Annotated in this window: 15 protein-coding genes; 7 read left to right on the plus strand and 8 right to left on the minus strand. The window is 54.8% G+C overall.

Annotated elements, in window-relative coordinates; translation table 11 throughout:
- The 7 genes from OSO_RS0137570 to OSO_RS0137630 all read left to right on the plus strand — a co-directional run.
- Nucleotides 1-346 (plus strand): integrase core domain-containing protein (locus OSO_RS0137570; RefSeq protein ID WP_010586330.1); only part of this gene is annotated, 346 nt, incomplete at its 5' end.
- A gap of 109 nt (nt 347-455) precedes the next feature.
- Nucleotides 456-947 carry a hypothetical protein gene (locus OSO_RS0137575; RefSeq protein WP_010587895.1) on the plus strand — a complete coding sequence of 164 codons (492 nt, stop codon included), beginning with the start codon at nt 456-458 and terminating at the stop codon, nt 945-947.
- On the plus strand, nt 944-1,411 hold the full coding sequence (locus OSO_RS0137580; protein ID WP_010587896.1) for a hypothetical protein: 468 nt from the start codon (nt 944-946) through the stop codon (nt 1,409-1,411). Before OSO_RS0137575 ends, OSO_RS0137580 begins: the two co-directional genes overlap by 4 nt.
- 1,296 nt (nt 1,412-2,707) lie before the next feature.
- Nucleotides 2,708-3,865, plus strand: a complete 1,158-nt coding sequence (locus OSO_RS0137590) for a DUF1559 domain-containing protein (RefSeq protein ID WP_010587898.1) — start codon at nt 2,708-2,710, stop codon at nt 3,863-3,865.
- Nucleotides 3,866-4,701: 836 nt separating this feature from the next.
- Nucleotides 4,702-4,992: a hypothetical protein gene (locus tag OSO_RS51215; RefSeq protein ID WP_010587900.1), complete on the plus strand. Its 291-nt coding sequence runs from the start codon at nt 4,702-4,704 to the stop codon at nt 4,990-4,992.
- 831 nt (nt 4,993-5,823) lie between these two features.
- Nucleotides 5,824-6,435, plus strand: coding sequence for a hypothetical protein (locus OSO_RS0137620; RefSeq protein WP_010587902.1), 612 nt, complete (start codon nt 5,824-5,826; stop codon nt 6,433-6,435).
- A gap of 530 nt (nt 6,436-6,965) precedes the next feature.
- A complete protein-coding gene (locus tag OSO_RS0137630) occupies nt 6,966-7,469 on the plus strand; it encodes a hypothetical protein (RefSeq protein WP_010587904.1) in 504 nt (167 codons plus the stop codon).
- A 163-nt stretch (nt 7,470-7,632) separates the two neighbouring features.
- Here OSO_RS0137630 and OSO_RS0137635 read toward each other — a convergent pair whose 3' ends face one another.
- The 8 genes from OSO_RS0137635 to OSO_RS0137705 form a co-directional block, all read right to left on the minus strand.
- Nucleotides 7,633-7,902: a hypothetical protein gene (locus OSO_RS0137635; RefSeq protein WP_010587905.1), complete on the minus strand. Its 270-nt coding sequence runs from the start codon at nt 7,900-7,902 to the stop codon at nt 7,633-7,635.
- A gap of 434 nt (nt 7,903-8,336) precedes the next feature.
- Complete coding sequence (locus tag OSO_RS46705) at nt 8,337-9,731, minus strand: hypothetical protein (RefSeq protein WP_010587907.1); 1,395 nt, start codon at nt 9,729-9,731, stop codon at nt 8,337-8,339.
- A gap of 417 nt (nt 9,732-10,148) precedes the next feature.
- Nucleotides 10,149-10,274 carry a hypothetical protein gene (locus tag OSO_RS52355; protein ID WP_261340402.1) on the minus strand — a complete coding sequence of 42 codons (126 nt, stop codon included), beginning with the start codon at nt 10,272-10,274 and terminating at the stop codon, nt 10,149-10,151.
- Between the two features lie 8 nt (nt 10,275-10,282).
- Nucleotides 10,283-10,582 (minus strand): hypothetical protein, encoded by a 300-nt coding sequence (locus tag OSO_RS0137660; RefSeq protein ID WP_010587908.1) that lies wholly within the window; start codon nt 10,580-10,582, stop codon nt 10,283-10,285.
- Between the two features lie 734 nt (nt 10,583-11,316).
- Nucleotides 11,317-13,395: an EF-hand domain-containing protein gene (locus OSO_RS46710; RefSeq protein ID WP_010587911.1), complete on the minus strand. Its 2,079-nt coding sequence runs from the start codon at nt 13,393-13,395 to the stop codon at nt 11,317-11,319.
- Nucleotides 13,396-13,920: 525 nt separating this feature from the next.
- Nucleotides 13,921-14,130: a hypothetical protein gene (locus tag OSO_RS51220; RefSeq protein WP_010587913.1), complete on the minus strand. Its 210-nt coding sequence runs from the start codon at nt 14,128-14,130 to the stop codon at nt 13,921-13,923.
- 300 nt (nt 14,131-14,430) lie between these two features.
- A complete protein-coding gene (locus tag OSO_RS0137700) occupies nt 14,431-15,420 on the minus strand; it encodes an alpha/beta hydrolase (RefSeq protein ID WP_086013411.1) in 990 nt (329 codons plus the stop codon).
- Nucleotides 15,421-15,548: 128 nt separating this feature from the next.
- The gene (locus OSO_RS0137705) at nt 15,549-16,889 is read right to left on the minus strand and encodes a DUF1501 domain-containing protein (RefSeq protein ID WP_029247882.1); all 1,341 of its coding nucleotides are present in this window, start codon (nt 16,887-16,889) and stop codon (nt 15,549-15,551) included.
- Nucleotides 16,890-16,951 lie beyond the last annotated feature (62 nt).

Genomic DNA, 16,951 nt, shown 5'->3' on the forward strand with positions numbered 1-16,951 from the left:
TATGGAAGCTCTCGACGAAGCGTTGAAGTATGGTCGTCCCGAGATCTTCAACACGGACCAAGGATCGCAATTTACGAGTCACGAATTTACCAAGCGACTCGAACAGGAGTCGATCGCCATCAGCATGGATGGGAAAGGGCGAGCGATTGACAACGTGATGATCGAACGACTTTGGCGAACCGTGAAATACGAGAACATCTACCTCAAGGAATACGTGACAGGAGCCGATTGTCATGAAGGATTGAAGGCGTACTTCCAGTACTATCGCCACGAGCGACCTCACCAGGGTTTGGCCAACCGCACTCCCTGGCAAGCCTATCAAATCCCTCGCTCCAGACCCCGGTGAAGACCATCTAAGAATTGGCTCCCGGTGGTCCGAAAAACGGGGTCCACTTCATGCTTCTCTGGAATCCAGGCACGCGGCAGCCGACGCAAGCCACGGAAGGTCCGCTTCAATGAGCTACTTCAAGCCCTGGCGCAGGAAGCTTGGCGTCGTCACGCTGCTAATGGCTTGCATGGTCATGGCGGGATGGATCACCAGCCTCAACGTCAATGGCGAGTATTGTTTTGGCACCGGCGAAGCGAGACTTTACCATTCTGTCGGACTTCGCCGAGGCGGGTTGATCTGGCAGCGGTACTCTTGTAGTGACAATCAAACGTTGGGTTACATTCCTGGGTGGTCAAGAAGCGAGCTGATTTCGCTCGATGTCAGTCCTTGGTCGGACTTTATTATCCCAATCGTTGTCGCTTGGGAGTGGAAAGGTTTAGGTTTCGATATCGGAGAGTGGCATGAACAATCAAACGATGACTCCCGATGCGTGTTTTGGATGATGCCGTTCTGGTCCCTCGTCCTCCCGCTAACAGGACTGTCCGCATGGCTGATCATCTCAAAACCGATTTCGACAATGCCGTCACAGACGACAACTGCAGAAGCTGACCAAAAATGACCTACTTCACGCCGCTGAGACGAAAGATTGGCGTGGTGACAACGCTGATGGCGTGTGTGTTTACAGCCGGCTGGGTCAGAAGCCTGTTGATATACGATCTCGCGCTACTTGCTTTGGGTGACGTCACATTTTGCATTGAAACGGGGTGGGGTGAAATTGATTTTGGTCGAGTGACAACGCCAGGAAATAAGTCGCACTCCTATTGGAAGTCAGCTTTGCTTGATGCAAAGAACTGGCGGTACCAGGATGAGCACGGCAATCCACGACTCTGCGATCACTTGTCTGAGGACGTGGATGAAGTTGAATGGCGTTGGGATTGGGCTGGGTTTCATTTCGGAGCCGGGCGAGATGCCAATAGCCAGACCGAAGACTATATCCTTCCTTTTTGGTCCATCGTTGCGCCGCTATCCGTGCTCTCAGCGTGGTTGTTGTTCAGTGAGCCGCGGCATTCGGTGAGTGCGTAACCGTTCACAGGCCGGGGACTGGCTCATTTTCCCGCGACAAAAGGATGGGTTTCTCTGGTCTTTGCACTGCGGATTCCAATGAGCCGGGAAATTGTGCCTGTCCCCCTCTCTTCGGACTGTGAACGGTTCACGGTGAGTGCCACCGCCGACGGAATCGAGTACTGCCGGGGACTGAGAGAGTTGAAACCATCGAACCACAGGTGAATCGAATCAATTTCGGGCCTGACCAGACGATTCGATCTGTGCGAGCATCTCCAATTCAATCGTCCGTATTTGAGCCGAGCTCAACGCCTCTGCTTTGGAAAGGGCGATTCGAAAATTCCCAAGGAGAGCGGAATTCGCCAAATCCTCACAGGCGCAAACCAGTGTGCAGGCGACAGCGGCCTCAATCGACATCTCGTTGTCCCGTTGAGCGATGTCGAGATATGCAGAGTGCGCCGCGTTGAACGCATCATGTCGCATTTGATGATCGACTGGCGGTCCCAGCGATTGTTCGAAGCGTTTCAGTGCTTTTATCAGACGCTTGTCATGTATGAGGTGCGCCAGGCGGCGGCAACACGAGACTCCCATCTGCCAAAATTGTCGAGAGGGAAACGAATCTATGTTTTCGAGGCTTAACTTCATCGGTGTCTCGCGACGTTCAGAGGTCTCATCCGAGTCGAATAGGGCGATCAAATCGCTGATGGTCCTGTCGTTCCTTGAAACGGCTCCAGCAACCGTCCACAGGCAGGGAACTGGCTCATTTTCCCGCGATAAAGGGAAGGCTTACCTTAGCAGACTGTTGAAGTAAGGGGGACAGGCACCTTGGCCGTCACGATCTCATGGCGCTTTTTCATCTGGTCGGAGCCAGTCCCCCTTACTTCAACAGGCTGTTAGTCGATGCACTGTGGATTCCATTTGAATCGGGAAAATGTGCCTGTTCCCCTCTCTTCGGGCTGTGAACGGTTGATATGGCTGCGTGAGAGGCCGTCGATCTGACGAATGCCTTCGAGTTTCGGCAATGTAGGAGCAACTGTTTCAGCGTGCGGCCGAATCGATCAATCGAGTGGTCAGGTCAATCCGAACAATCTTACAAGCCGCATGCGAAGCGATCTTGCTTAGTCGAGCATTGCCGATCCCTTCCGAAAGCGATTTCGAATCGTATCGAACAGCAAGACGGTCGGCATGTCAACTTCACGAAATGCCGACTGTATTTGCCAGTTTTCCTGTCATTGAATCGCATAGGTGTTACACTGCGACGGCATCCCATTCCATGCATATTCGCACGAAATTGAGTGACCTCTCGGGGGCGTCGTGATGACCTTGAAGAAGGGTTTTTCGCTCATTGAGTTGCTCGTCGTGATGGCGATCATCGCGGTTTTGATTGCCCTTTTGTTGCCCGCCATTCAACAGGCGCGTGAGGCCGCGCGTCGCACGCAGTGTAAGAATAATCTGAAGCAGATTGGCTTGGCGGTCTTCAACTACGAATCGAACTTCAATCAGTTTCCGCCCGCGGTCATTTACACGTATCAGGTCGGGGATGGATGGGACTACAACAGTCTTCTCGGTGGTGTTCGGCAGCCCTATGGTGTTGGACAGCAGAGCCTCGCAGCGGCACCTTTTACCGCGAGGCTTCTCCCCTATCTCGATCAGACGAATGTCTACAATGCCTTGAATTTCTCGGTGCCGATGGGTTTTAGCACGGAAACGGGAGGGTCAATCGACGCGAGCGGGCTCAATCCTGGCGGCGGCCGCGGATTCCCGAACTACAGCGAATCACAGAGTTATTCCGTATTGTCGACGACGATCATCAGCGCGTTCATGTGCCCTTCGTCTCCGCGCCCAAACGGAACGATGTGTACCGAGCGAGACGTCTTTAATTGGGGAGCTCACGGTATACGGTATTATTCCGTTGGCAGTGCCTGTGACTATCTTTCTTCAGGTGGACTCGCTGGCGGAAATGGGGGATTGAACGACCTCTACGTCAAAGCACATCCCTCGGTGAGTGCCGACCAAACCCGAGGAGTTTTAAATCGTTACGACCCCAGCCCGAAACTACAGAAAATCACCGACGGTGCGTCGAACACATTGATGATTGTGGAAGTTGCCGGTCAGCCGGATATTTGGGCGAAAGGGAGACTCTGGAAAGCGGGGGCGTCGGGCCAAGTTTTGAGCCCGTTTTTCAGCGGCGAAATGGTCTCGGCGGCTCCCGTCGGTGGAGCTTGGTCCGATTGGAATGTGGGACGAAATGAATTCTGCGGTTCTGATTTGATCGGCACGCCAAATTTCAGTGCAGGTCCGTGCGCGATCAACTGCTCGAACTTCAACGAATCGGGGCTGTATGCGTTCCACTCTGGTGGTGCTCACGCATTGACGGCTGATGGAGCGGTTCGATTCTTGTCGGAAAATATGTCAAATATCACGTTCGGTGAATTGGTGACGCAAAACACCGGATTTCCAGTAAGTGATTTTTAAGCTGATGCCTCGAATGCTCCCAATCACTGAACGATCCCGGCGTGTCGCGTTTGAAGTTGCGTTTTTGCATTCATCCGCATGAAAAATTCGCCACCACAGTTGCGAGTTTCGATCGGTTGAGCGTGAGCTCGTTCTTCCGCCCCAGAGCGGGCGGAAGGGAAGAAGCCCAGGGCTGTGATCGTTTCGATCGCTGCCCTGGGGCAATGAACTCCACAAGATTTGCCGCCCTGTCAGGGCGGCAGGACACGATCGATTGCCGAATTTGCACTCCCCCTTTGCCCTGACTGGGCAACGCCGTGAAGGATTTTTGCGTGTTCACAATTGGCGAGCAAGAATCGTTCACGATGTTGCCTGACAGGACAAAACTTTGCGATGTCCATTTCCAGGGGAAGGATCGAAACGATTGCACCCCTGGGGTTGGTCACTCCACCACGTTGTGGTGGTCAGAGGCACGGAGATCGCGCGTACAACCTCTTCCCATGTGAGGAGTTTTTCGAAGGGATCAACTTCAAAACTTGTCGCCGAGGGGCAGGGGGGCAAGTGTTGCCGCTGGCGGAGGCGACTCATGTGCCGGAAATGTCGGTCGTTGGACACGGAAATGTGGAAACACCCCGCCCGTCGAACCCGTGTGGCCTTGGCTTCTCATTGATGGGACAAATCATCGAACTCTCGGCTCAAACGCTCGAATTCCCGTCAAATTGCTCACAGGCGTAAAAGTCCCGCTCTGGTTCCAGACGAATGGAAGGTTTGGATGAGATTCCGTCCTGAGAATGGCCGCAAGGGCCGAATTTGAACAATGGGACAATCAAGATTCTCTCAGGCAAAGGAATGCTTCGATGTTTCGAGAACTCCCTACGAAACTCATCTTGGCGGTTGCCCTCACATTTTCCGGTGTTTCGAGTGCCACGGCAGGTGTGTGGCCCTTCGACGTGAACAGCCGATACATTTCGGGTTGTCGGTCTGGCAACTGCGGCGGTGGAGACTACTACGTCGGTGGATGGTTCCACGGCTGTTGCCATCGAAAGTGTCAGACGGGCCATAGGGCTTACGTGACTCCATCACCGTCCATGCCCGCTTCGGTCAATCTTCCCGCACCTGCTCCGGCGTCGATGCCAACACCGCGATAACCATTCCAACGGAATCGGATTTACGCAGCCCTTTTGGAAGGACGTTTCAGCGCGAAGTCGTCCCGTCCCTCGAAGCGATTCACGCCGCTTGCGTTGAGGGGATCGGAATTCGATCCTGAGAGGCGGTCCATCAGCAACCGGCTACCACAAGCCCAGCAGGCAACGTTCGATGCGTGTGCGTGCGGATGGATGATGTTGGGCGCTCTGAATGGCCCTCACGGAATCTCGGCATGGCTGGGGGACATCGGGTCAGGAACGAATCAGGCGGGGTCTCGGTGATTGGGTCGCTGGTCCAGTCTGGAGTCTTCTCAATGTCCCGACTGTAAGCCAACGGCTGGTCCCACTCGAAAGCCTGGCTTCCAGTCGACGCTTGCCCCTCACGGCTCTTATCGCCAAACTACAGACGTTACGTCACAAGTCGCGGATAAGCCAGGTCATCCGAGAGTTCTACAGGGGTTGGAAACACAAGTTGGGCGTCGCCACGCTGGTGATGGCCTGCTTCGTCGCGCCCGCCTGGCTCCGAGGGCTCAGTACTTTCGATCGAGTCTGCTTTGGTGGCCGAAATTCGTATATCACTTTTCGTTTCAGCAATCCAAGATTCGGGGACGAACTTGGTGTTTTGATGACGCACCGCCACCTTAGTGGTGCCAAATCTTGGACCGGATGGACTTCAAACACTAGGCAAGATGCACCAAGCACTAGGCCAAATGAACTGGGAACGAACGGGGATGCGACTGAAGCCGACGTACCAAAAACTCATGCCGAAAGGCGAGCACACGATTTCTGGCGGCTACAGTGGCATGGATTCCTGATCGGAGGAACCGATTACTGTTGGCAAGTCGCAGCTTCCTACAAGTCGATCGTCCTCCCGCCAACGGCGCTGTCCGCATGGCGAATGCTCAGCAAGCCAAGGCGGTCAGCCAAGGTGCCAGAATGAGCTACTTCAATCCGTGGCGAAGAAAATTTGGGATCGTCACGCTGCTGCTGGCGTGCGCGTTTACGGCGGGGTGGGTCAGAAGCCTCGCGACGATTGATTCATATTATCATGTAAATCGTGGAAACGGATACAGACTAGAGTCCGTTGATGGAAGAATCGAACTGCGGATTTCTGACCTTGCGAAGGTTGGAAACGCCCGCGGAGTCGAGTCGAGACCGATCGGAAAACGTCGCGAGACAGATGATTTCATCGCAACAAGGATTAAATTAATCAAAACGCGATTAAAGGTATTGCAGCACGCTCAAGAGAGCCTTACACAAAGCGAATTCGAAGAGTTGCAAAACGCGGCTGAGAAGGAACTGCGTGAGTTGCAAGCGACTCTTCCATGGTGCGCAGTCCCCTACTGGTCGCTCGTCCTCCCGCTAACGGCCCTATCCGCTTGGCTGCTGCTCTCGAAACCGCTGCCGGCAACGACAACCGAATCATCGGTCACAATCGCGAACTGAGGCCAGGCGCATGGGCGAGTTCTTCAAGCCGAGGCGACGAAAGATCGGAGTGGTGGCGCTGGCGATGTCCTGTGTGTTTGCAACGGGGTGGATTAGAAGTTATCGCGTGCAAGACACGTTCGTCATTGGATTCGGTACCGGCGCTTCCGTGGAGCTTCTGTCGGCCTGCAAGAGCTTGATCTTTGTGAGTGCAGTTCACCAGACTCCAAGCAACCCCCCGAAGGCAAGCTTTCTTTGGATGACGCACGAGCCGGCTCCCGACGAATGGTACTTTCCGATTGACGCGAATTTGGTGACCTCTTCAAAGTCTGCCGAATTCAAGTTGCATCAAGCCATTCTTCCTGTCCTTGGGACTGTCCATTACTTCAGGGCCTTTCAACTTCCATACTGGTCCATCGTCCTGCCTCTGATTTTGCTCTCAGCCCACCTTCTGCTCAGCAAGGCGCGGGCGGGAGCAGCAAGGCGTCCAAGTCTCGCTAATTCGGACAAGCACAAAGCGCACCCTGTACCTACTTTGAAGGGCGTGTCCCATGACCTATCAATTCAATGATCATTCGCCGCTTTGGAAACATCTTCAATCGTCCAAATTATTCCGCAAAACAGGGCTGCCATTGGAAAATTCAAAGTTCCATGTTGTCGTTAGCTGGGAGCAGGCCTTTGAAATGGTTGAGCACGAGGTACAGCTTTGGTGTTCCGTTGAAGCTCGCAACATGCTTTATGCCCCGTTGTCAGAAGAGCACGTCGAACGGTTTAATCTGTGGAACGAGGTCGCACGTTCGTATGTTGAACCGGTTTCGCGGTTCGTCGCTCATTCGATGAAGACCCCGGGGATTCCACCATTTCCGAGTCCAGCAAAAGACTGGATGAATGGGATCTTGATTGGCGCTTTCATGGAAGAAGAATACGAAGATTGCATTAACGTCACTCTATATCGCGACTTGGTCGATGTTCTCATCGACGGCCATTTTCCCTGTGGTTGGTATTGCCGAGCAGCTGCAGATTTTCCGCTTGCATCGCCGATAATTGTTTATTAATCACCCGTGCGATTCAGCAGGCCAAACGTGACTTGGTTTAGCGCATTCGCAAATTGCGGCTCATTGAGTTACGAATGATGGCGTAACTTTTTCTTGCGTTCGGATCTTCCACGGAATCCGATGCCTTCGCCAATGCTGCGGCCTGGCCCGCAGCATCAATGACTCAAACGACGATCAGCAGATCGGCCAGGATCGAAGCAATCTTCTCGGCATCGTCATCCGACTCGCTTTCGATTCTTGCAAGCGGGACGTCGCCGCTGAGAATTGTGATCGCATGATCCGCGCCTTTCGAAATTCGCGGAGTTGGGGCTTCGGATACGGTGAGAAATGCCTTCCCGTTCAGAAGAAGCATGATCACACCGTCGTCGCCAATCGCTTCCAGGTTCCCTCCTCGGATCGCTGCTAAGATCTTGTCTGCTGAAATGATCTGCATCTGTTCCAGCCCCCGGGATAGCTGCGATTCGATACTCCTCAAGGACACATTCGTCGAAACAGATCCGCCCGGCAAGCAAGTCTGTGTCCAAATGTGCGTTCGAATTAATCTGAAATGGTCTCCTCACGAATTGAGGAAACTCTTTGATCTGATTCGTAGGTTCGACGACATCGACTGGACGCCCCGGAATAACGTCGCCCGGCGAACTCAACTGATTTGCGTTCGCGAGTCGCCTGAGGGTGATCTTTTCTCACGCCCTCGACCGGCGATCAGACTCGACCTGCATTTATCGCGCGAAGATCGACTGGGATCGTGCTTGGGATCACAAGTTCGTTGATGGCGTTCGGCTGGGGCTGGAAATACGAACGAGGCCCTGCCTGTTGTGGCTGGGCCTCGTTGAAATTCCGAACGACAATGTCCGTGCAGGAAATGCGTTACCGTGGCTTAATTTGATTGGATTCGATCGGTTCGGACCGGAGAATTTCGAACTCTTCGGTCACGTCATCGCCGACGGGATTCAATTGTTCGTTCCGGTACCGGCCGGCGATGGTCCGATGCGCCTCATCCTTCCAGTGATAGAAGTTTTGCAGGCTGATCGCAAGTTGCAGGCTGAAATCCATTGATGAGGTTGGCTTGTCCGCGTCGAACCGTTCTGCGCAGTTGATGTTTTGAAACCATCGCATCCATGCTTTCGACCCGACAGGTGGAACTTGAGTGGCTGCCTGAAACAGTGGGCTGCTTGGTGACTTCGTCGGCGATTGAGCAGTCTGATGGCAGCTCATGCAAGAACTCAAGTAGTTATCGGCCGGGCCATTCAGACGGCCATTCCAACCCAGATGGGTGGGAGGCAATTCATTGTCATCGGGATTGATGATCGTTTGTTTCAGATGAGGGTTTCGTCGCGTGATCACCGGGATCGGATTTGTGTAATCGCCCCAGGTTCCATCGTTGACGTCCGGGTCATTTCCCCACTGAATTCCGACGGGTATCAAATTCTTCCACTTGTTCTTGTTGTTCATCTTGCCGTTGTATTGATAGTTGCCGAAGACCCAACCGTGGGGAGCCCGTTCGTCTCGTACCATCAAATCCATCTGGATCAATGACACCTCTTTGAAAACGCGGTTCGTCGCGAGATAGTTCTCGGTGACATACGCGTTCCATTTCAGTGGATTCGACAGCGAAGGAACCTCTTCCGAAGGCACGTCGGTGAACAGGACCTTCATGACCACTGTCCCAACGGGAAATCGCACATTCTTCGCATTGGGAACGTTCTTGTCGGCCCAGACCTTGCCGATCTGATAGCCGCCGAAGGAGTTGTAGATCGCGACGGCGTACATCTGACCGCCCTGGTAGGTTTGGCTGAGTGCCAGTTGCTGCGGTTGGACAGGGGCCTCTTTGGTCAGTCCATGCACGCCTTCGCGGCCACTCGGCCCATAGTGCTGCCAGGGGACATGAAACCACTTTGGTTGATCAAGCAATGCGGCATCGAAATCATCCGCCACATCACCACCAAGCACATTGTCGCGGAAGCAGTAGTCTTGAGCCGCCAGCAAGTATTCACGCCAATTTTTCTGAAAATCAATCTTCAGAAACTCGGGCCGCTCAGACACGTCCGGTTCGGCTTTCGGATACTTCTGGCTCAGCGTAAACAGCCGACCTTTGTACTGTGATGGCGAAGGCAGGAAGCCAAAATCGGGGTAATGCTGGTCGACGTACGCTTTCTCAGGATCTGCCGCTTGCGAAGCTCCACAACGTATCAGCGTCACTGCCGAAAGCATGATGGCCAGCAGAGCGAAGGTGTGAATGCAACGATTTCGACAATCGATCATCGGATGGGTTCCATAACGCGGAGAGAAATTCACTTCGAAGGGACTCTGTGTTTCCATGTTTTTGGGGGCTGCAACAAGGCGGATTGCGGCACCGATTCGTCCTGAACTTTGGGGCTGGACATGGGGGCTCGCAAGGCCGCGATTGTAGCGTCATCCTTGGTTGGTCGCCCGTTGTTGAATGATCTCCCGGTGACTTTTTGGTCTTCACGGCTGGCGACACGTGACCAGAAGTTCAGTCGTAGAGGCGCAGCGAGAGCCATGAATTGCGACGTCGCCTATTGCCTTCAAGAAATGGCGATCCGTGCAAGCGATTTGTGAGTCGCGTGAGCTCGCGAAAGAGGGCAGGGAACGGACAAGTCGCCGTTGCTCATGAGAGTTGGGAGGGACCCATGTTTCTGGTCGTCCCTCCGCACGAATTCACTTCGATTTCTGGCGCATCCTGGTGGCACAGGCATTCAGGGCTGGCAGGTGTACGCGTAGTGCCCGCAGATTCGTCGGCTTGATGGCTGCGAGTTCTTCGATGGCTTTTTTGAACGGCGGCATTTGAGAATTCAGTGTGCGAGCGTCTCGCGTTCGGCGCTGATCGACGCGTCGGACGTGCGATCCGTTGTACTCACGCCCATGCTGCTATCGCTGGCGGGGTCGACGCGACGAAATTCTGCAGGCACCTCAAACTCGGTGGACCGTCGAAGTCCCCCGTGTTGCGGCGGGTCAAGCCGGACCCAGAATGGAACGCGAAACAGAGCCCAGCAATCGCTGCATCGTGCCAACTTGGTAATAAACCACAGGGGCAGATACCCCCATCGTCGGCTCTGGCGCAGGTGTGGTGAAAAACATTTCTTGCAGTGCATGAGAGGGCCCCCCGAGAATCAATAATTCCGCGCTGTCGGATTCCGATTTTCACGTGGAGCGCACCAATATTTTGGCCGCCATACGCGCAAACTGACAAGCGGAGATGCAAACTTAGTCAGAAGAACTTCGGTGATCCACTGACAGATTTCAGAATTCACAATTGAGATGAGCAGTATGTGAATTTGTTCTTTTACGAATCCGAAAACCGAAGCGTCGGCAGCGTTCTGAGGGACGTCGTACAAGACGGGATCAGACTCAGTTTCCAGCTGAGTCTGAATTGAGATGGACCGCTGCGGATCTGGCGTGTGCCGAAAGTCTTCGCAGGTCCCCCAATCGTCCAACGCGACGTGCTGTCGGCCCTTTGACAATCGCGATTCGTCTACGAATTCTATCAGAACGCACAGCCTGATCGCGAATGGTCCCGAATTTTCTCGCTGAAAAAATGTTCAGAATTCTCTTTGCGACGGAAGTCAGGCGGTGTCAGGACAAAACGCAGGCAAGCTCGATTGGCGTTGGTTTGGTCCACCGTGTTGCTGGCCCGCGTCTCGAAGAGAATCACGGTTTTTGGCACTGTATTTCTTGTACGATGCCTTCGGAGTTGACCATCTTGGTCGATTTTGATGACCGCCATCGCTGCTGGAGCCGCATGAAATGACGAGGATCATGCGGCGCAGATTTCATCGAGCTTTGCGGGTCATCCTCTCGAACTTGCCAGCGCAGGTTCGTGTTGCCACTAATTCTTCTTTTTGCGGAACAGTTCGCGCATTTGGCGGAATTCTTCCAGCGACAATTCGCCGTCGTGATCTTTGTCGAGTGACACAAAAATCGCACTGACCATGAACGGATTGGTCTGCTTGAGTCGCGGATTCTGGCTGACCTTCAGAAATTCTTCGCGAGACAGTTTGTCGTCGTCGTTAAGATCCAGCGCGCTGAACAATGCGTCTTCACGTCCCTCGATCATGCCAAACTGGACTGTTTCGGTTGCGGACGCGGATTCACCCGGTTTGGGAACGGGAACATAATATTCGATGTACCCCAGCAGCATTTCGTCGTAAGTCTGATCGCCCCAGCGGACGGTGGATTTGGGATCGGGATTCGCAGGATTCTTGTCACTGTTGTCGAATGACGCGAAGAACTTCAGCGTTGTTCCCTTGGTGAAGGTTCTTGGTTCGGCATAGCGGTAGAGAAGCTGCCAGTTAAAATCATATCGCGGGATGTCCAGCAACGTTTCTCGGGTGCCGTCTGGCATGATCGCTTCATAGCGGCATGCTTTGCCCCGCAGGTGCATGTGTGGCAAATAGCCAAGCACTGTCACATCCGAACTGGTTTTGAATTTCGCGGAATCCTCGTGGTTGTCGGCCCCCGGTGGGATCTCGAACCAGGCATTGATCAGGCTGGCTGTTTTCACTTCATTCTCGGGTGGTTTATCTGCAAACATCAGGCCGATTTGAGTGACATCGTCCGTGGCCTTGCCATTCGGCGTATAGTGTATCTGGAATCGAATCTGGGTTCCCTTGGGCAGCTTCCGTGCGAATCCTGCCGGGTAGACCTGCTTGTTGTTGCCGGGGACATAGATGGCCCAGTAGTTGATTTCGTCTTGAGGGGAATTCTTCTGTTGATTGGCCGCACCGCGTGGGGGGCGGGCGAAGACTAGGATGTGGTGGACAACTTCCGGGGCACCGGGGCGAATTTCAATCCCTTGAATCCATTTGTCTTCTTTCAGCCCTGTCTCGACGACGACGTTCTGATAGCGCATGAAGCCGCTCTCTTGAACGTGAACCGGTTCTGGAAACTTGAGGACCAGATCCGGCATGCCGATCGTCCAGCCGCTGGCATATTGAACCGGCTGCGAAGCGTCTTTCACATCCCCCTCGGCTCGGTCGCTCTTAAGCCAGGCTAACAGATCCGTTTTGTCGGAAGGGCTGAGAGAACAGTCATTGATCCAGGGACTCACCTTTTGTCCCTCGACGGGGCTGGCGAACCAGGGCGGCATGGTCCCTTGAGTCACCACTGTTTCGATCATCTTGGCATGATCGATCAGATCGGCACGCGTTGCGAGCGAAAACGGGGCGACGCCACCGTCGCGGTGGCATTCGCCGCAATTCATCTGAATCAGGCGCGAGATTCGGTTATGATACGTCACGTCGGGATTGAGTTTCGGTTGGACATCGTTATCAAGCAGGCAGCCGGGGGCTTCAGTCGCCGCAATCTGCACGGGCTGTCCTCGCAAATACTCGTCAATGGCCGACATGAGGTAGCTTTTGCGGGGCGCCGCAGCGGAGTACCCCAATCCATATTGGTCGTCGATTGCGCCGTGATAGCGAACCGTTCGAGCAGGATCGAGCAACAAGACGTCGGTCGTGCTGGTCAGTTGCAGGGCCGCGCTAAGAGTGCCTTGTTGATCGTGAACGTACAGGCCGTTTTGACCAAGTTCCTTTGCGTCATGTTGAATCGCGACTGGCTTGTCCGTGGCCATCGGATTGACCAGGACGAATGTCAGCCCTTGCTGACTGTACTGGCGGGCGAGACGAACTAAGGTGGGAAAGTATTTCTTGCTGAGCGGACAACTGGTGCTCGTCACGGCGATCACAACGCCTTTGCGATTGGCGAAATCGCTGAGTCGGTGATGCTTTCCGGCGACGCCCTGAAATTCAACGTCGGCGATCAACTGCCCGATGTTTCGTTCTTTCGCGTTCAGAATCCGCGGTGCCTGCCGGACCGATGCTGGCGTTTTCGAGACAAGATCACCGGCGGCGATCACTCCCGCCATGCCAAAGATTGTCGCCAAAATACACAACCACTTGCCGGTCATGACGTTCCTCGCAACTCGAAAACTCGCTTGATCTCGTGCGGATCAACGGCGGCAGAGACGAACAGATGCATCCCTAACTGTAGAACCCAGTTCGAAAGCCTGTCCGTTTCAAGTAATCGACGATTTCAGGAAGTTTCGGCAAAAACGCAACAAAACAGCCGATTCGAATGGAATTCACCGGGGCAGAGAGAGGGAGGGCAAAACCACTCCGTTCTGACTGGTTCGCGTATTTCCCGCAGGCGTGTTGGCCTGCTCGTGGCGAGTTCCGTACCGCATCAACTCGGGTTCGATACGCTACTCGTTCCCGAAGGGAAGTGTGAGATGGCCCCAAATCCCTTGGTGCGTGTCGACTTGCGGCCGGCGGTCGACGCGCGGCGCAATTGACCAAGTCGCGCATCAAAGCTGCGAAGCAGTCCCACCGAAAGCTGCACCTCAAGACGGGGCACGCTCGTGTTGAGCTCAATGGACTTGCGAGTTCGATGCACTACGGAATCAACTTACCGTGCGCTCTTAACGCAGATCGAGTTAGCCAGCCTTGCGATTTGCGAACCACGATTCCGAGATCGATTTTCGCTCTGCGCGAGCCTCGACGGCGATATCGCTCATCGAACGCCCAGCTCCAAAACTCCCCAGTCGGAGGGCCTGTCGCAATTTTCGGCCCAAGTCAAATTGAACCAGATGGCGGTCGTCTGCGTATTCATCAATGGGCCGGCGGCCGTATTCGGATTGATCCATCACGTTGATCCTTGAGCAAGGGACCCGTTCCATCTGGTCGACACCAACGTTCGTCAGTAATCGACCGGCGTCACAGAATGATCCAAGATGGATTTGCTGTCGAGTCGAGTTCCGGGACATTTGTCCTGTATCTCACTGAACTTCGGCAGAAACGGCCGTTTCGCGACGAGTGTTCTCGTCCTTGCTGCGGTTCAAAGGCGAAATGGAAAGCGGTCGTACAAGTCGAGGTCGATCCGGACTCGCCCTCACGTTGTTCTCGAATGCCGTTGTGAATTCCGTCAACGTGTCCACGATCTGAAATCACAAGTGGCGCTGAATCCAAGCAATTGCCAGCGGTACGTACTCGACAGGCAACTTGTGATCGGCATCGATCTCGATCAGTTTCTTCTCACTTGAATTGATCATTGCGTAGAGCTGACGGGCCTGCTCGATGTGACACAATGGATCGGACGTGCCCATGATCATCAACATCGGCCGGTTCGCAATTCCCTCTGCGAAATTCTGTGGAGCCACGGGTGACCACTTTGAGATCTCGGCGGGCGGACAGCACGACACCGCGACTTTGATTCGCGGTTCGACGCCGGTAACCAGAAACGTCTGTGCCCCGCCCATGCTGTAGCCCAACATTCCGATCCGAGTCGCGTTCACGTCGGATCGCGACTCCAGGTAGTCGATCGCTCGACGATAGTCCCTCGTCGTTTGAATGTAAATTTCCTGTTGAGTGAAGTAGCCGCGACGCTGGGGGGTGTCCAATGTGGGGTCGTTAAAGTGGTTCACGGGGGCGAAATCATTTTGCGCAATGCGATCCCCATGGCACTGCGCATCCAAGGCAAAGATCGCGTATCCGGCCGCAAGCAGTCCTCGTCGAACGTTACCGCCTTTAATGTAGTTCCCATCGGTCCACCAGTGATCCTTGGAACCCGACCAGCCATGCAGCAGCAGAACACAAGGAAGTGGGCCCGAGCGATCCGTCGGGTACTGAAAATAACCGGGAACCAGAAACCCCTGTGCGCCGCGAAAGACGATCTTCTCCCGGGTGAATCCCTCTTTCTCAATCTTTTCGACGACGCGGGCTTCCAGTGGGATCGTACGATCGATTTCGTAGAATTGGTGCTGCGCTCGAGCCCCCTCCTCACCAAGCCGTTCGATCGGCGCGGGGGCTACCGTTTCGGGGACAGGTTGTCTTGCCTCGTCGGCAGCGATCGAAGTGCCAATGATCCGCAGCAGGACCAGCGCGGCAGGCAGCGCGGTCTGAGCGAGTGCGAACCGCACCATAGACGTTTTTTCCATCAACTGTGTTCCCTGCCACGGGACGAGACTTCGGCACGAATGTTATTTCGGCACGGATATTCTGTGGTTCAATCGTAGGCGTGCGGCGACGGCGCCAAGCGACCGTGCGACTCGGACCCGGCTGTAGTTCAAATCAGTTCTTCGATCGGCACTCCGCCGGGCAGGATCGGTGTCGGTCGACCGGCGAAGTTGCGGAATGATAGGTCGAGTGGCACACCCATCGCGTGATAGAAGGTGGCTTGCAGGTCGTTGGGCGTGAAGGGCCGCACGGTCGGTTCATCTCCTTTAATACTCGTTGCGCCAACGGCCTGGCCCATTCGCAATCCTCCGCCTGCCAGCAGAACCGACATCGTCTGTCCCCAATGTTCTCGACCGGGTTGACCATTGAAATTGCTCAGCCGCGGTGTGTGGGACATCTCGCCCATCACGACGAGCAACACGTCGTTTTGCAGTTGGCGTTCGTAAAGGTCCTGGATCATCGCCGAGACGACCTGATCAAGGACGGGAAGTCGGACCTTCATCTGTTCGAAGATATTCCAGACGCTCGCGTGGTCGTCCCAACTGAACGCCTTTTGTCCTTTCACGGTCGAGAAATCGATGGTGACCAATCGAACGCCCGCTTCAACCAGCCGTCGTGCCAGCAGGCAGCGTTGTCCGACGTCGTGACGACCATACCGATCGCGGACTTCCGCGGGCTCGGAATGAATGTCAAACGCCTGTCGCGCGGCATCGCCTGTCAAGATCGAGGCCGCTTCATGTTGAAAGCGGTCCATCGACGTCATCGCGCCGCTGGCATCGATGTCGCGACGGTAGCGGTCAAACTGTGACAGCAACGCGACACGGTCACTGAAGCGTGGCCTTAACGATGCTTCGACGGCGAAACCCGGCACGGAAAAGTTTGCGGCATTGGGATCGTCGGCGATCAGCAACGGATCGAGATGGTTTCCCAAATAGGCGCTGCCATAGTACTTCGTGTAGGGCATCGCGACATGGGTTGGCAACTGCGAAGAACGCGGCCCTTTCGCTCGACCGATCACCGCTCGCATGTCGGGATACTTCGGAAGAAAGGGAGGATTCTCGATCGCGTCCCCTTCGTATCCCGTCAGCATTGTATGAGTCGAATTGACGTGACCCGGGCTGTCGTGATGCAGCGACCGGATCAAGGCGAACCGATCGGCCTGACGCGCCAATAGCGGAAGATGTTCACTGATCTCGATTCCGGGAACGTTCGTCGCGATCGGCTGAAACTCGCCGCGGTATTCGGTTGGTGCGGACGGCTTGAGATCAAACGTCTCCATATGGCTGGGACCGCCCCACAGCCAGAGGACGATCATGGATTTGCCGCGCAGGCTGCCCGCAGCAGCCTGTGATTCCGAACGCAGCAGATCAGCCATCCCGAACGAGGACAGTGCCAGGCTACCGGTTCTCAGGAAGTCGCGTCGTCGTTGCGTTCCCAGGCAATCTCTCACGCCAGGCTCCAATCTGATTCATCCTGCGGTTCATCCGTCCGCCGATTTAGGGTACTTGGGCC

The organism is Schlesneria paludicola DSM 18645, assembly GCF_000255655.1.
GTDB lineage: Bacteria > Planctomycetota > Planctomycetia > Planctomycetales > Planctomycetaceae > Schlesneria > Schlesneria paludicola.

Bases quoted from the DNA above. Each gene is read 5' to 3' on its own strand.
- OSO_RS46710 (WP_010587911.1), bottom strand. From the start codon at position 13,395: ATGACCGGCAAGTGGTTGTGTATTTTGGCGACAATCTTTGGCATGGCG.
- OSO_RS0137700 (WP_086013411.1), bottom strand. From the start codon at position 15,420: ATGGAAAAAACGTCTATGGTGCGGTTCGCACTCGCTCAGACCGCGCTG.
- OSO_RS0137635 (WP_010587905.1), bottom strand. From the start codon at position 7,902: ATGCAGATCATTTCAGCAGACAAGATCTTAGCAGCGATCCGAGGAGGG.
- OSO_RS51215 (WP_010587900.1), top strand. From the start codon at position 4,702: ATGTTTCGAGAACTCCCTACGAAACTCATCTTGGCGGTTGCCCTCACA.
- OSO_RS0137575 (WP_010587895.1), top strand. From the start codon at position 456: ATGAGCTACTTCAAGCCCTGGCGCAGGAAGCTTGGCGTCGTCACGCTG.
- OSO_RS52355 (WP_261340402.1), bottom strand. From the start codon at position 10,274: ATGCCGCCGTTCAAAAAAGCCATCGAAGAACTCGCAGCCATCAAGCCG.
- OSO_RS46705 (WP_010587907.1), bottom strand. From the start codon at position 9,731: ATGATCGATTGTCGAAATCGTTGCATTCACACCTTCGCTCTGCTGGCC.
- OSO_RS0137630 (WP_010587904.1), top strand. From the start codon at position 6,966: ATGACCTATCAATTCAATGATCATTCGCCGCTTTGGAAACATCTTCAA.
- OSO_RS0137580 (WP_010587896.1), top strand. From the start codon at position 944: ATGACCTACTTCACGCCGCTGAGACGAAAGATTGGCGTGGTGACAACG.
- OSO_RS0137660 (WP_010587908.1), bottom strand. From the start codon at position 10,582: ATGCACTGCAAGAAATGTTTTTCACCACACCTGCGCCAGAGCCGACGA.
- OSO_RS0137590 (WP_010587898.1), top strand. From the start codon at position 2,708: ATGACCTTGAAGAAGGGTTTTTCGCTCATTGAGTTGCTCGTCGTGATG.
- OSO_RS51220 (WP_010587913.1), bottom strand. From the start codon at position 14,130: ATGGATCAATCCGAATACGGCCGCCGGCCCATTGATGAATACGCAGAC.